18 protein-coding genes are annotated in these 13,209 nt (G+C 69.9%); all 18 read right to left on the bottom strand.

Annotation, left to right across the window (positions count from 1 at the left end; all coding sequences use genetic code 11):
• Window positions 1-9 precede the first annotated feature (9 nt).
• A complete protein-coding gene (locus QQK29_RS10905) occupies window positions 10-753 on the bottom strand; it encodes a lysophospholipid acyltransferase family protein (protein ID WP_284300244.1) in 744 nt (247 codons plus the stop codon).
• A complete protein-coding gene (gene murA, locus QQK29_RS10900; RefSeq protein ID WP_284301956.1) occupies window positions 753-2,111 on the bottom strand; it encodes a UDP-N-acetylglucosamine 1-carboxyvinyltransferase in 1,359 nt (452 codons plus the stop codon). The genes QQK29_RS10905 and murA overlap by 1 nt, the downstream gene beginning before the upstream one ends.
• Window positions 2,112-2,158: 47 nt before the next feature.
• The gene (leuD, locus tag QQK29_RS10895) at window positions 2,159-2,755 is read right to left on the bottom strand and encodes a 3-isopropylmalate dehydratase small subunit (RefSeq protein WP_284300242.1); all 597 of its coding nucleotides are present in this window, start codon (window positions 2,753-2,755) and stop codon (window positions 2,159-2,161) included.
• Window positions 2,755-4,227 carry a 3-isopropylmalate dehydratase large subunit gene (gene leuC, locus QQK29_RS10890; protein ID WP_284300240.1) on the bottom strand — a complete coding sequence of 491 codons (1,473 nt, stop codon included), beginning with the start codon at window positions 4,225-4,227 and terminating at the stop codon, window positions 2,755-2,757. Before leuC ends, leuD begins: the two co-directional genes overlap by 1 nt.
• Before the next feature lie 168 nt (window positions 4,228-4,395).
• Complete coding sequence (locus QQK29_RS10885) at window positions 4,396-4,824, bottom strand: FHA domain-containing protein (protein WP_284300238.1); 429 nt, start codon at window positions 4,822-4,824, stop codon at window positions 4,396-4,398.
• Window positions 4,825-4,829: 5 nt separating this feature from the next.
• Window positions 4,830-5,006 carry a hypothetical protein gene (locus QQK29_RS10880; RefSeq protein ID WP_284300236.1) on the bottom strand — a complete coding sequence of 59 codons (177 nt, stop codon included), beginning with the start codon at window positions 5,004-5,006 and terminating at the stop codon, window positions 4,830-4,832.
• A gap of 48 nt (window positions 5,007-5,054) precedes the next feature.
• Window positions 5,055-5,711, bottom strand: coding sequence for a hypothetical protein (locus tag QQK29_RS10875; RefSeq protein WP_284300234.1), 657 nt, complete (start codon window positions 5,709-5,711; stop codon window positions 5,055-5,057).
• Entirely contained in the window at window positions 5,708-6,178 is a 471-nt protein-coding gene (locus QQK29_RS10870) for a hypothetical protein (RefSeq protein WP_284300232.1), read from the bottom strand. The genes QQK29_RS10875 and QQK29_RS10870 overlap by 4 nt, the downstream gene beginning before the upstream one ends.
• On the bottom strand, window positions 6,175-7,833 hold the full coding sequence (locus QQK29_RS10865; RefSeq protein WP_284300230.1) for a PGAP1-like alpha/beta domain-containing protein: 1,659 nt from the start codon (window positions 7,831-7,833) through the stop codon (window positions 6,175-6,177). Before QQK29_RS10865 ends, QQK29_RS10870 begins: the two co-directional genes overlap by 4 nt.
• 3 nt (window positions 7,834-7,836) lie before the next feature.
• Complete coding sequence (locus QQK29_RS10860; protein WP_284300227.1) at window positions 7,837-8,151, bottom strand: hypothetical protein; 315 nt, start codon at window positions 8,149-8,151, stop codon at window positions 7,837-7,839.
• Window positions 8,148-8,822 (bottom strand): hypothetical protein, encoded by a 675-nt coding sequence (locus QQK29_RS10855; protein ID WP_284300226.1) that lies wholly within the window; start codon window positions 8,820-8,822, stop codon window positions 8,148-8,150. The genes QQK29_RS10860 and QQK29_RS10855 overlap by 4 nt, the downstream gene beginning before the upstream one ends.
• Window positions 8,819-9,268 carry a hypothetical protein gene (locus QQK29_RS10850; protein ID WP_284300224.1) on the bottom strand — a complete coding sequence of 150 codons (450 nt, stop codon included), beginning with the start codon at window positions 9,266-9,268 and terminating at the stop codon, window positions 8,819-8,821. The genes QQK29_RS10855 and QQK29_RS10850 overlap by 4 nt, the downstream gene beginning before the upstream one ends.
• The gene (locus tag QQK29_RS10845; protein WP_284300222.1) at window positions 9,265-9,435 is read right to left on the bottom strand and encodes a hypothetical protein; all 171 of its coding nucleotides are present in this window, start codon (window positions 9,433-9,435) and stop codon (window positions 9,265-9,267) included. Before QQK29_RS10845 ends, QQK29_RS10850 begins: the two co-directional genes overlap by 4 nt.
• 28 nt (window positions 9,436-9,463) lie before the next feature.
• Window positions 9,464-9,931 carry a hypothetical protein gene (locus tag QQK29_RS10840; RefSeq protein ID WP_284300220.1) on the bottom strand — a complete coding sequence of 156 codons (468 nt, stop codon included), beginning with the start codon at window positions 9,929-9,931 and terminating at the stop codon, window positions 9,464-9,466.
• Window positions 9,932-9,944: 13 nt separating this feature from the next.
• A complete protein-coding gene (locus QQK29_RS10835) occupies window positions 9,945-11,300 on the bottom strand; it encodes a hypothetical protein (protein WP_284300218.1) in 1,356 nt (451 codons plus the stop codon).
• Between the two features lie 2 nt (window positions 11,301-11,302).
• A complete protein-coding gene (locus QQK29_RS10830) occupies window positions 11,303-11,638 on the bottom strand; it encodes a hypothetical protein (protein WP_284300216.1) in 336 nt (111 codons plus the stop codon).
• Between the two features lie 81 nt (window positions 11,639-11,719).
• Window positions 11,720-12,016: a WXG100 family type VII secretion target gene (locus QQK29_RS10825; protein WP_284300214.1), complete on the bottom strand. Its 297-nt coding sequence runs from the start codon at window positions 12,014-12,016 to the stop codon at window positions 11,720-11,722.
• Window positions 12,017-12,125: 109 nt separating this feature from the next.
• Window positions 12,126-13,049, bottom strand: coding sequence for a hypothetical protein (locus tag QQK29_RS10820; RefSeq protein ID WP_284300211.1), 924 nt, complete (start codon window positions 13,047-13,049; stop codon window positions 12,126-12,128).
• Window positions 13,050-13,209 lie beyond the last annotated feature (160 nt).

Below are 13,209 nucleotides of genomic sequence, written 5' to 3'. Positions count from 1 at the left end.
CCGCCTGGGCTAGAAGCGGCCGGTCTCGGTCTGCCCGTGGGCACTCGGATCCCAGCGCTCGAGGGGTGCGGTCTCGCCGCGCAACTGCTCGAGCAGCCGCGTGATCTCGACCATGACCGCCTCGGTGGCCTCGACGAGCAGCTCGTGCGTGATGGGCCGACCGCGCCACGGCGTCAGGTCGACCGGGTCTCCGATGATCGCCTCGACGCTCTTGCGCGGGAAGAGGCTGACCTTCTTCGAGTAGCGCGGCATGATCTGCTGCACGCCCCAGTGCGCCATCGGGATGAGCGGCACGTCGTACTCGAGCGCCATGCGCACGGCACCCGACTTGCCGCGCATGGGCCAGAGGTCGGGCTCGCGCGTGAGGGTGCCCTCCGGGTAGACGATCACCGCGAGGCCGTCTTCGACGAGGCGCCCTGCGGCCGCGAGCGACTGCGTGCCACCGCCCTGCCGCTGCACGGGGATCTGCCCCGTCGCCTTCAGGATCGGCCCGACGATCGGCACCCGGAAGACGCTCGCCTTGGCCAGGAACCGCGGGACGCGACCGAGCTTCCACACGATGTAGCCCGTCGTGACCGGGTCGAGGTTCGTGTAGTGGTTCGGGGCGAGCACGAAGGCCCCGGACGCCGGCAACTTCTCGCCGTCGCGGATGCGGTAGCGCGCCGCGAGCAGCAACCACGGGATCACGAGGGCGGCGAGAAGCCGCCACCCGAAGGTCTTCTCCCGCGCCGGGCGCGTGGCCGCGTCGCCCATCAGGCGAGCGTGTAGTCCGCGCCGAGCTGCTCGAGCTTCTCGACGAACCGCTCGTAGCCACGGGCGATGATGCCCACGTTGGAGACCGTCGACCGACCCTCCGCTGTGAGCGCCGCGATGAGGTAGCTGAAGCCGCCACGCAGGTCGGGCACGTTGACGTCGGCACCGCGCAGGGACGTCGGGCCGGTGATCACGGCCACCTGCTCGAGCGGACGACGCGGCACGCGCCAGTCGGGCGACTCGAGGCCCTTCTCGTGCACCACGATGTCGGCGCCCATCTCGATGAGCGCGCTCGTGAACCCGAGACGGTTCTCGTACACGGTCTCGCGCACCATCGACACGCCCGGTGCCTGGGTGAGCGCCACGATGAGGGGCTGCTGCCAGTCGGTCATGAAGCCCGGGTGCACATCCGTCTCGACGACGACGGGCTTGAGCTCGCCCGCACGGAAGAAGCGGATGCCGTCGGCCTGGATGTCGAAGCCGCCGCCCGCCTTGCGGAAGACGTTGAGGAACGTCATCATCTCCTGCTGCGCGGCGCCTGCGACGAAGATGTCGCCGTCGGTCGCGAGAGCGGCAGAGGCCCAGCTCGCCACCTCGTTGCGGTCGAAGATCGCCCGGTGGGTGTAGCCGTGCAGCTTGTCGACGCCCTCGATGAAGATCGTGCGGTTGGGCTCGACCGAGATGATCGCCCCCATCTTCTGCAGGATCGCGATCAGGTCCATGATCTCGGGCTCGATCGCGGCGTTCTTGAGCTCGGTGGTGCCCTCGGCGCGCACGCCGGTCAACAGCACCTGCTCGGTCGCGCCGACACTCGGGTACGGCAGCTCGATCTTCGCGCCGTGCAGGCCGTCGGGAGCCGTGATCCGGATGCCCTCGTAGCTCTTGTCGACGATCGCACCGAAGGCGCGCAGCGCATCCATGTGGAAGTCGATCGGCCGGTCGCCGATACGGCAACCCCCGAGGTCGGGGATGAGCGCCTCGCCCAGGCGGTGCAGCAGCGGTCCGCAGAACAGGATCGGGATGCGGGAGGAGCCTGCGAGCGCGTCGATCTGCGCGAAGTGCGCCTTGAGCACGTTCGCGGGGTCGAGCAGCAGCTCGCCCTCGGCGGGCTGCGAGACGGCGACGCCGTAGGCGTCGAGCATGCGCGTCACGACATGCACGTCGCTGATCTCCGGCACGTTCTGCAGCAGGCTCGGGCTGTCGCCGAGCAGGGCTGCGACCATGGCCTTCGTCGCGAGGTTCTTCGCGCCGCGCACATCGATGCGGCCGACGAGGGGCTTGCCCCCGTTGATCGTGATGCGATCCGAGGTGAGGCCCACCCGCGCTCCCGCCTTCTGGGCGTCGCGCGCGAGGTTCATCGCGACAGAGTCCACGTTGTCTACCTAGTTCATATGGAGCCCGGAGGCTAGCGGATGGGGAGAGTGCGGGGCCGCCAGCTTTCGCGGGTGGTCTCGAACTCGGTGATCCGCGCTTCGTCGCGCAGTGTGAGGCCGATGTCGTCGAGCCCTTCCAACAGTCGCCACCGAGTGTAATCGTCGATCTCGAAGGGAACTGTGAGGTCGCCGACCGTCACGGTCTGTGCAACCAGGTCGACGGTCGCGTTCATTCCCGGCTCCGCCTCGATCCGCTCCCACAGCCGTTCGACGGTCTGCTCGTCGACGACGCCGGTGAGCAGCCCCTGCTTGCCGGAGTTGCCGCGGAAGATGTCGGCGAAGCGGGGCGAGATGACCGCGCGGAATCCGAAGTCGCGCAGCGCCCACACGGCGTGCTCGCGGCTCGAACCGGTGCCGAAGTCGGGCCCCGCGATGAGCACCTTCGCGCCCTGGTATTCGCGACGGTTGAGGATGAAGTCGGGGTCCTGGCGCCACGCGTGGAAGAGCGCGTCGTCGAAGCCCGTCTTGGTGACGCGCTTGAGGAAGACGGCGGGGATGATCTGGTCGGTGTCGACGTTCGAGCGGCGGAAGGGAACGGCGACGCCCTCGATCGTGGTGATCTTCTCCATCAGTTGGCCCCCTCGATCAGGTCCCACGGGCTCGACAACGTGCCGCGGATCGCGGTGGCCGCCGCGACGAGCGGTGAGACGAGGTGGGTGCGTCCGCCCTTGCCCTGGCGCCCTTCGAAGTTGCGGTTCGAGGTGGATGCGCACCGCTCCCCCGGTGCCAGCTGGTCGGGGTTCATCCCGAGGCACATCGAGCATCCGGCGAAGCGCCATTCGGCCCCGAACTCCGTAAAGACCTTGTCGAGACCCTCGGCCTCGGCCTCGATGCGCACCCGCGCCGAGCCGGGCACGACCATGACGCGCACGTGATCCGCCTTCTTCTGCCCCTTGACGATCGAGGCGAAGGCCCGCAGGTCTTCGATGCGCGAGTTGGTGCACGAACCCATGAACACCGCGTCGACCTTGATGTCCTTCATGGGCGTGCCCGCCTCGAGGTCCATGTACTCGAGCGCGCGCTCGGCGGCGGCCCGCTCGTTGTGGTCGCTGAACGCGCTCGGGTCGGGCACCGTCTGCGAGAGCGAGACGCCCTGTCCGGGGTTGGTGCCCCACGTGACGAACGGCTCGAGCTCGTTCGCGTCGATGAAGACCTCGGCGTCGAACGCCGCGCCCTCGTCGGTCGCGAGGGTGTTCCAGTAGGCGACCGCGGCATCCCAGTCCTCGCCCTCGGGGGCGTGCGGGCGGCCCTTCACATAGGTGTAGGTGGTCTCGTCGGGCGCCACCATGCCCGCGCGGGCGCCGGCCTCGATCGACATGTTGCAGATCGTCATGCGGCCCTCCATGGAGAGGGCGCGGATGGCGCTGCCGCGGTACTCGAGCACGTAGCCCTGGCCGCCGCCGGTGCCGATCTTGGCGATGACCGCCAGGATGATGTCCTTCGCCGTCACGCCGGGGCGCAGCTCGCCCTCGACCGTGATGGCCATCGTCTTGAAGGGCTTGAGCGGCAGCGTCTGGGTGGCGAGCACGTGCTCGACCTCGCTCGTGCCGATGCCGAACGCCATCGCCCCGAAGGCCCCGTGGGTGCTCGTGTGCGAGTCGCCGCAGACCACCGTGATGCCGGGCATCGTGAGCCCGAGCTGGGGGCCCACGACGTGCACGATGCCCTGCTCGATGTCACCGAGCGAGTGCAGGCGGATGCCGAACTCCTCGGCGTTCCGGCGCAGCGTCTCGATCTGGGTGCGGCTCGTGAGGTCGGCGATGGGCCGGTCGATGCCGATCGTCGGGGTGTTGTGGTCTTCCGTCGCGATCGTCAGATCGGGGCGCCGCACCGGGCGGCCCGCCTGGCGGAGGCCGTCGAAGGCCTGCGGGCTCGTGACCTCGTGAACGAGGTGCAGGTCGATGTAGATGAGGTCGGGCTCACCGTTCTCGCCCTTGGCGACGAGGTGGGCATCCCAAACCTTCTCGGCGAGGGTGCGGGGACGCTCGGGGATGTGCGCGTCGGCCGCAGGGGTGGTCTCGGGTTGGGAGACGATGCTCATGAGTGGGTTCCTTCAACGAAGTGGGTCGGCCACCGTGCCATCCGGGGATGGGAGGACTCCGCGACGAGGGAGACCGGGGCTAGGCCTCGTCGCGGCGACGAAGGAGAAGGCGCCGGGCGAGCATCCCCTGAGGATATCACCGCGTGCCGGAGGTCGCCGTCGCGGCCCTCAGCCGCGGGCGCTCAGCACGTAGTCGCCGAGTTCGATCGTCGAGCCGCTGCGCACGTTGACGCGGCGGCCGGGCGCGACCTCGGTGACGTCCTCGCCCCGCACGACCCACACCCCGTTCGTGGAGTTGAGGTCGTGCACCCACAGGCCCGAATCGTCGACCTCGAAGGCGGCATGGGTCTTCGAGACCGATTGCGTGGTGTCGGCGACGGCGAGCAGCTGGGCATCCGGCCAGGCGGCGAACGGCGCGGGATTGCGGCCGAGCAGCAGCACACCGCGCACCGGCACCTCGGAGCCGTCGGCCAGCACGAGGGTCCACGCAGCGCGGGCTGCCGGCGCCGGGGCCGGCGTGCCGGGCGAGGCCGGCGCGGCTTCCGGCACCGCAGGGGCGGGCGCAGCGACGGGTGGGGTGGGCGGTGCTTCGGGCACCGAGATCACGTCGGCCGGCGCGTCCTCGACGGGGGCACCGGCATCCCGGGCGCCACCGGCACGAAGACGATGTCGTCGGCCTCGCGGCGCGGGCGCTCGGGCTTCGGCATCGCCTTGAGCGTGCTCGTGTCGAAGATGCCCGGCGGCAGGGTGATGAAGCCCTCGTCGTCGCTGTCCGCCATCGTCGCCTCCCGCCCGAGCATCCGTTCGTCACGAGAGTAGCGGAGCGATCAGTCGGCCAGCTCCCCCGGATGCTCCCACCGCGCCGCGCGCATGATCGCGTCGAAGAACTGCAGCAGCTGCTGCTGCAGCTCGGCCATCGAGGTCGAGAAGCTCACGAGCATGACGCGCTTGGTGCCGGGTACCGCGGTCCAGTAGTCCACGACGAGCGTCTCCATCGTGCCCGTGTCGGCACCCGATCCGACGTCGATCGTGCGCACCCGGTGCAGGCGGGTCGCCTTCGTCTCGGAGAGCTCGACGCGGATGCGGTCGGCCGGGTCGCCGGGGTCGGCGTGCCCGGTGCTGGCGACCTGCGTGATGCCCCGCTCGAGGATGTCGAGCACCCGGTCGGCGTCGGTGCCGATGGCGGGCGTCATGCCGGTCTCCGGCAGGTAGACGGCGAAGGAGATCGGCAGTGGGATCCCGTCGAGGATGTTCACCGCGATGAACATGCTCTGCCCACCCGCGCGGATGGCGGCGTCGATCGCCTCGGTCAGCTCGCGCGTCACACGCTGACGCACGAGCACGCGGTCGTCCTGCGCGCCGATCCGGTGCCGCGCGAGCCGATGGGCGGAGGCGACCGCCGCATCCCGATCGTGGAGGTCGACAGCCCACCAGTCGCCCGGCAGCCGGAACCGCATCGACGGCAGCGCCTCGAGCGTCGTCACCCCTCGACGCCCCAGGGCCCGTAGCGCTGCTCGAGGTCGGCAGAGCCCAACTCGATGGAGTTGTTGAGCCGATACGACGAGAGCCCGGCTGCCTCGGCGGCGGCCGAGATCGGGATGTCACCGAGGGCGAGTTCGACATCGTCGGGCTTCGGAGCGCGCGCGACGTCCAGCTGGATGCTCGTGGGCAGCGAGGGCGAGGCGGAGTAGGCCGCGTCGAGCGCCGCGACGAGCGAGCGCGCCACGGCATCGTCGGAGGCGTCGTCGACGTAGATGCGCAGCCAGAAGCCCACCCCTGCCGGTCCCGTCGAGAACGACAGTTGGGTGTCGCGGATGTTGGAATCGGCCGCGATCACGGCCGGCGCCACCTGGCTGCGGAAGTCGCCCACGGGAGACGCCGTGCACCCCGACAGCAGGAGCGGCGTGGCGAGCAGCGCCGCGGTCGCGGCGACGATGCGATCGGTGTTCACAGGAGGGCCGTGTCCGTTTCTTCGATGGAGTACTGACGCGCGATCTCGGTGGGTGAGAAGAACATCTCCTGCCGATCGATGATGCGCTGCACATCGGGGTCGACCGTTCCGGTCGTCGCGGCGCGCGCCGTGTCGGCGTACTTGTCCGAGGCGTGCGGATAGCCGCTGCCGGTCGCCGCCTGCTGCACGGTCGTCCAGTTGTCGCGATCGACGGGCCGGGTGCCGTCCAGGCGCGGAACGTGATCGCCGTCGTGCTGGAACGCGAGCACCGAGACGCTGTCGGGGATCGGCATGTGATCGATGGGCGAGCCGGCGACCGCGATCGCGCGCACTGTGAAGCCCGAGTTCGGGTCGGATGCGATGGCCCCCGCCACGATGCCGCCCTGGCTCCATCCGACGAGCATCACCGAATCCTGCGGGCCGATGCCCGCCTGCGTCATCGCGAGGAGCACCGCCCGCTCGTAGGCCGCCTGCTGCTCGGGGGTCAGGATGAGCGCGAGGTTGGATCCCAGATCGTTGACGCCGCCGTGGTCGCCGATGCCCTCGCTGAGGCCCGGCAGCTGCCAGTCCTGCGTGCTCGGAAGCGTGACGCGCCAGATCGGGTTGCCGTTCTCGTCGACCGCGGGGGTGCCATCCGGATTCATCACCTGCACGATCTCGACGATCGTCTCGTCGGTGCCGCCCTGCTTGTCGAGCGACCCGTTGTTGTCGAAGAGGTACTCGTACGGCACCTTCTCGCCCCGGTCGACGAGTCGGCCGCCGCCCGGCCCCACGGGCACCGGCGTCGGCGTGGGTGTGAGCATCTCGCGCAGCATGAGCAGCGCCACGACGCTCGTCAGGATCGGCACCACCACGAGCACGATGCCGACCAGGATCTCGACGATCTCGTCGAGGGTCGTGCCCGTTGCGAGCAGGAACAGCAGATAGAGCCCGAACACGCTCAACACGAACGACAGCACCACGACGATCGCCACGACGACCATCACGATCAGCAGCACGGTCGTGATGATGGTGTCGAGGATCTTCACGACCCACTCGCCCACCGCCACGAGGAACGCACCGATGTCGTCGAGGGCCGCCCCGACCTTCTCGAGGAACGAGTCGTTGAGCGCCTCGAGCGCGGGATGGATGCGATCGGCCGCCGCACGTGCGGCCTCGTCCCAGCGTCGTTCGGCCTCGAGCGCCGCCGCCTCGGCGGAGTGGAAGTGGTTCTGCGCGGTGCCGAGCTCGGCCGCGAGGTAGGCACGCCGCCGGGCGAGATCGGCCTCCTCTTCGGGGTCGGGCAGCGACATCATCATGCGCAGGCGCCGCGCGTCGATCTCGGCGATCTCGTGCTGGTAGTAGACGACCTTGCTGCGCGCGTCGTCATGGCGGCTCACGGCGTCGCGGTGCGCGCTCTGCACGTCGGCGAGGGTCACGGCGAACTCCTGCACGGCTCCCGCCGTGGTCGTGTAGCGCGGTTCGGCCCGGCGCAGGGTGCCGGCCGCTTCGCGCGTGCGACCGCGAATGGTGTCGGCGGCATCCCCGATCGAGCCGTCATCGGCGGCGATGCGTTCGAGTTCGACGGCGAGCTCGAGCACGAGCTCTCCGGTGCGTTCGATGGAGTTCGACCCGGAGCGGAGCACCGCAGCGTCGCCGGGAATCGTCTGGCGCATGGTTCAGGCCCCCGGTGTCTCGTTGGCGATCTCGAGGAAGTGCCGCGCCCGATCCGCGAGATCGGAGTCGAGCTCATCGAAGGTGTCGGCGATCGCCGTGAGCGAGTCGCGCAGGAACTGCAGCTCGTCGAGCAGGTCCTCGCGGTGCACCGACCACTTGTCGCGGAAGTCGGAGAGCGCCCCGCGGAGCGCGTCGTGCCCGGCGGCATCCGGCAGGTGGCGGCTGTCGTCACCGGCGCCGTCGAGGCGCCCCGAGACGCGCTCGATGCGACCGCTCGCGTCACGCAACGCGTCGAGCTCGAAACGCAGATCGCTCATGACTCCCCTGTCGTGGTGGCGGTGGTGGTGGGCTCAGCCCACGTGGGTGCTGCTCGGCGCGGGCCAGCGGATGGTCGACACGACCGCGTCGAAGAGCGCGAGCATCTCCTCCTCGTACTCGGCGAGGGCCGTCGAGAAGGTGAGCAGGGCCATGCGGTTCGGGTCGCGCGCGGCGAGCCAGTAGTCGGCCTCGACGAACTCGAAACGCTGCTCGACCTCCCCTCGACCACCTCGGCGACCCGGCGCCAGGAGTGCCGCACCGCGTGAATCTCGCCATCGGGACCGGTCGTCGCGGGCCGCACCGTCGCATCCGTGTCTCCCCACGACCCCATGCCGCGATCGAGGAACTGGGTGAGCTCCCCGAGGCCCAGCGAATCGAAGTCGGTGGACTCGATCTCGGGCGTGAACACGGCCACCCAGGCGGGCAGGGGGATCGTGGGCACGAGTTGGAACGCGACGTAGAAGTCGGTCGCGCCGCCCTCCTTCGCGATCTCGGCCGCCTTCTGGAAGCGCCGGCGCAGTTCGGCGCGCGGCTCGACCAGATCGTCGCGGCGCCGCGTCACCTCGTCGAGCACCCGGCGGATCGAGCGCTGGATGCTCGCCTCGGAGCGGAGATTGATGCGCCCCCACTTGCCCGGGAGCGCGAAACGGGGCGTGCTCTGCTCGCTCACGATGCGTCCTCGTGGCCGGGGATGATCGGCCGCTCTCCGGCGGCGATGGCCAGCAGGTAGCTGCCCGCGTCGTCGAAGAGGGCGAGGTTCTGGGTCAGCAGCGTGAACTCGGCTGCGGTCTCGTAGCCCTCGGGGAACACGGCGAGGAAGCAGCGCTCGAGCGCCGGGGCGGGCACGCCCTCGCGCTCGATCGGCAGCGTGAAGTCGCGGCTGAGGATGCCGGGCCCGGCAGGCAGCCGCACCTCCTCGACGACGCGGTTGACGACCTCGATGCGCGCGTCTCCCGCATACGCCCGCGCCGCCGCGAGGTAGTTGGCGTAGGCGTCGGGGGTCACGCGGCTGAGACGGATGCTCAACAGCGCCTGCACGCGTCCGGAGTCCGGGCTCAATACGAGCGCGTAGCTCGTGCGCGAGCCGGGCGCCAGCGAATGGGCAAGCCGGGTCACGATGCCGAGACCGCCGCGCAGCTGCCTCCGAGGCTCCCCTCGAGCGGCTCGAAGCTCGCGAGCAATTCGTCGAGCGCGGGGTCGATCGGCTCATCGGCCGCCGGAAGCGCGAACCAGTTGCCGCCGAGCTCGACCTGCAGCTGGTCATCTCGGATGTTGTCGGTCACGTGTCGCTCCGTTCGCCGCGACGCACCCTCACTCCTCGCCCCCGCCGATCAGCCGATGGCCCGTGGGCAACTCGGAGAGCCGCTCCGGTGGCGTGGTGGGATCGAGAAGGATCATCGCGGGAACGCGGTCGACGTCGCCGCCGCCGAGAGCTCCGCCATAGGAGAACCCGACCGCGTAGCGCACGACCTTGAACGCCCGGCGCAGCTTCCGATCCGTCCAGCCGGCGAACCACGGCCCGTCGACGCCCATGCCGCGCGGGCGCGCCAGGACGGCCGACACTTTCCGATACGTACGAATGGGTGCATAGCCGTAGAAGTAGAGGGCGCGGGTGCGCTTCAGGGGATAGTCATTGAGCGTGAGCAGGCGTCCCTCGGGCAGCTGGAACTGGTAGCCGCTGGGTGCCGCGATGTACCCGGAATGGAACTCGAGGTGAGCCATCACGCCGGAGGTGATCTGGTCGAGCACGCTCGCGGGCAGCTTGGGCGACGCCGTCATCCGGTTGCCCCGCTCATGTGGCGGGTACCGCATACATCTGGCTCCACGTGTCGCCAACCTCCCCGAAGTTGTCGATCATCGAGTTCCACGACTCGCTCACGTCGAACATACCGGCGATCGGACTGGCCATACCGAGGCTGGGGCTGTCCATCAGGCCCGGCATCATGTCGAGCCCGTCGGCACCGCTCATGTCCCACGCCGGCGACGGCTGCTCGCCCCACGCGGGGCTCCCCGTGCCGAGCTGGAAGTCGAGGCCCTCACCGATGACGAAGGCGAAGGGCGTGGCGTTCGCGCTGAGCGTTCCCGACTTGATGCCGTCGACCGCCACCTGGGTGACGGCCTGGCCATACCGCTCGACCGCTTCGCCACCGACAGTGAGACCGAGATTGAGCATCGTGCCGCGCGTCACGAACAACGCGGCCGGAGCGCGCAGGGCGGAGACGCCGTCGGTGATCATGCTGCCCAGGGTGCCCGAGCCGCCGAGTTTGGCGGTCACGACGCCCACGACGGCCATGATGCCGTCGGCGAGCACGCGGCCGAGGCTTTCGCGTCCCATGGCGAAGAGGGCGAGCGAGCAGGCGAAGATCGCAACGCCGAGAATCGCCGAGATAGCCGTCAGCGCGAGGGCGATCGGCGCGAGGGCGGGGAAGAAGATCGCGGCGATCGTGACGATGAGCGCCAGGATGTCGACGATCTTCTTGAGCACCTCGAGCACGTCGCGCAGCGCCTCGATCACGGGCCCGAGATACTTCGAGATCGTCTCCCAGGCCACCTGGAAGTCCCCGACGATGCCCTCGAAGAAGCCGTCGTTGAGCCCGGCCGCCTCCGCTGCCGCAGAGAGGCCCGAGATCGCGTTGTTCACCGCGGTCTCGAAGTCCTCGACGGCCTGCTGATAGCTCGAGAGGTAGCCCGCGAACCAGGTGTCGTACTGGGCCGCGCGCCGCGTGGCCTCGGCGAGGTCCTCGAGGAACTCGGGGTCGGATCCGCGAGTCCACCGCTCCTGCTCGAGGTCGCGGCGACGGTGACGCCAGTAGCGCCCGTTGCTGTTGTTCGAGTCGATCTGCGTGCGCGCCGAGTCGGCTCGCGACTGGGCGTCGGCCAAGGCGTCGGCGTAGGTGCCGAGGGTGCTGCCCGCGCCCGCGTAGCGGGTGGCCACCTTGGTCGCCTCGCTGTGCGACTCCTCGGCCTTGTCGCGCACCTCGTCGATCGCGAGGCTGATCGTCACGCCCTCGTTGGCGAGGTTGCGCAGCTCGCGCGCGGCGTCGCGGAGGGCTTCCGCCGTGTCGTCGAACGCGCGGGCGTGAGCTCGCACGCGAGCCGGATCCCCGTCGAGTCGCCCGGGAACGACGTCGTCGCAGAGGTAGCACATGGTCAGACCGCCTGAGGTGCTCGTCCGCCGCCACCGGAACCGGAGGGCGGAGTGGTCAGCCCGTTCGCGAGGTCGGTGTCGACCTGCACGAGCTGCTCGCTGATGTTCTTGATCGAGTCATGGAGCCACTGCAGCCGATCGCGGATGTCGACGCGGTGCTTGTCCCATGAGTCGCTGAAGTCACGCGCGGCACGCCCGAGCCGCGCGTCTCCGACCACCTGCTGGAGGTCCCAGGCGGACTCGACGTCGTGATTCATGACGGTGAGCGCCGTGTTGAGGTTGTGCTGAAGTTCGCTGAGTCGGTCGTAGTCGACCTTCATCTGCTCGCCGCCGGACATGGCTCGTCTCCTGGGTTGTCGGTGGTGGGATGCCGTGCGGCCGGCCCCCGTGGTGGCGGGAGGCCGGCCGCAGGACGCGGACTAGCCGCGGATGGCGTTGGCGAGACCCTCGTCGGTCTGCTGCAGCGCGTCGGCAGCGGAGACGAGGAAGTTGGCGAGGCCGTCGAGGCCGTCGATGGCCTGCGAGGTGCCGGTGCGGAACTGCTCGAACGAGTCACGGTAGGCGGCAGAGGACTGCTCGGCCTGGAAGCCGTTCGCGGTGAGCTCGTGGATCAGGTTCGAGAGGTCGGTCAGCTTGGTGTGCAGGTCGTCCTTGCCGACCTGGAGGCGGCGGGCGGCGTCGCGGAGGTCGTCGTAGGTGACGTTGAGGTTGGCCATGATGCTCCTTTTGATGATTCCCGCGAGGCGCGGGGCCTGTGTCTTCGACTGTATTGAGTTGTCGAGGAAGGGTCGATGGGGAAGACTCCCCATGACCGCTCCCCGTGCCCTACTCGACGAGCGGCAGCTGCACCCGCATCGACTTGCCGCGGGCGATGAAGAACCCGCGTCCGGGCGGGAAGTCGGCACGCGATACCCGCGGCAGCGAGGTCTTGAGGATCGTGTCGCCCTCCATCGACTCCGGCTGCAGCAGGAAGCCCGTGCGTGCGGCCTTGACCTCCTGCAGCAGCGGCCACGACGAGCCCCAGCCGCCGCTCTCGTTCTCGGCGATCAGCAGGTGGTCGCTGCGCTTCGCGGCCTTGATCATCTCGACGAGCGCCGAGTCGGCCGAGGTCGAGAGGAAGTCGCCGATCTGCTCGATCACCACGAGGATCTTCTCGCCCGCCCCTGTCTCGGCGATCGTGGCGGCGACCTCCTTGGCAAGCGATCCGGCATCCTCGACCGTGAGCGCGGTGGCCTCCCAGCCGGGCAGCTGGCCGATCACCGAGCGCGGCGACCCGAAGTAGTAGCGCGTCACCTTCGGGTGCGCGCGTTCCACGGATGCGATGAGCCAGCGCAGCGCGTTGGTGCGGCCCGAGGCGGGCGGCCCCGAGAGCACCATCGCGCCCGAGGGCTCGAAGCCGACGGGGGCGAGCGTGTCGTCCGAGACGCCGAGCACGGGCAGGCCGCCGACGTCGGCGGGCAGCGATGCGGGCGGGATCTCGGTGCCGAGCGTGCCGACCCCGGCGGCCGGGGCGCGCCCGGTGCGGGCGATCGCCTCGGCCAGCGCGCCGAGCGCCTTCGCCTGCTCGGCGACGCCGGGGTCACCGCCCACGATCGCGAGCTGCGCCTCGGCGCCGTCGATCACGGCGCGTCCGGGAGGCGACGACGGCGAGAGGATGTCGGCGGGCGCGTCGAGCAGCAGGTAGCCGCCCTCGTCGGCGAGTCGCAGCGCGACGCGACGCTGGAACGCCGAGGAGATGCCGGTGGGCACGCTGCCCGGGCGGTCGGCCGTGATCGCGACGTGCATGCCGAGCCCGCGCCCCTCGGCGAGCATCTGCTGGAAGACGCCATACCAGGGGCTCGGGTGGCGCCGATCTCGAAGTCGTTCTTGAACGACGGGAAGTTGTCGACGAGCAGCAGGATGCGGCGCT

The organism is Homoserinibacter gongjuensis, from assembly GCF_030161875.1.
GTDB lineage: Bacteria > Actinomycetota > Actinomycetes > Actinomycetales > Microbacteriaceae > Homoserinibacter > Homoserinibacter gongjuensis.
This window is presented reverse-complemented; position numbering and strand designations above follow the sequence as displayed.

Coding starts and splice junctions, on each gene's coding strand:
- QQK29_RS10905 (WP_284300244.1), bottom strand. CDS start 753: ATGGGCGACGCGGCCACGCGCCCGGCGCGGGAGAAGACCTTCGGGTGG.
- QQK29_RS10865 (WP_284300230.1), bottom strand. CDS start 7,833: ATGCGCCAGACGATTCCCGGCGACGCTGCGGTGCTCCGCTCCGGGTCG.
- murA (WP_284301956.1), bottom strand. CDS start 2,111: ATGAACCTCGCGCGCGACGCCCAGAAGGCGGGAGCGCGGGTGGGCCTC.
- QQK29_RS10825 (WP_284300214.1), bottom strand. CDS start 12,016: ATGGCCAACCTCAACGTCACCTACGACGACCTCCGCGACGCCGCCCGC.
- leuD (WP_284300242.1), bottom strand. CDS start 2,755: ATGGAGAAGATCACCACGATCGAGGGCGTCGCCGTTCCCTTCCGCCGC.
- QQK29_RS10835 (WP_284300218.1), bottom strand. CDS start 11,300: ATGTGCTACCTCTGCGACGACGTCGTTCCCGGGCGACTCGACGGGGAT.
- QQK29_RS10880 (WP_284300236.1), bottom strand. CDS start 5,006: ATGGCGGACAGCGACGACGAGGGCTTCATCACCCTGCCGCCGGGCATC.
- QQK29_RS10860 (WP_284300227.1), bottom strand. CDS start 8,151: ATGAGCGATCTGCGTTTCGAGCTCGACGCGTTGCGTGACGCGAGCGGT.
- QQK29_RS10840 (WP_284300220.1), bottom strand. CDS start 9,931: ATGACGGCGTCGCCCAAGCTGCCCGCGAGCGTGCTCGACCAGATCACC.
- QQK29_RS10830 (WP_284300216.1), bottom strand. CDS start 11,638: ATGTCCGGCGGCGAGCAGATGAAGGTCGACTACGACCGACTCAGCGAA.
- leuC (WP_284300240.1), bottom strand. CDS start 4,227: ATGAGCATCGTCTCCCAACCCGAGACCACCCCTGCGGCCGACGCGCAC.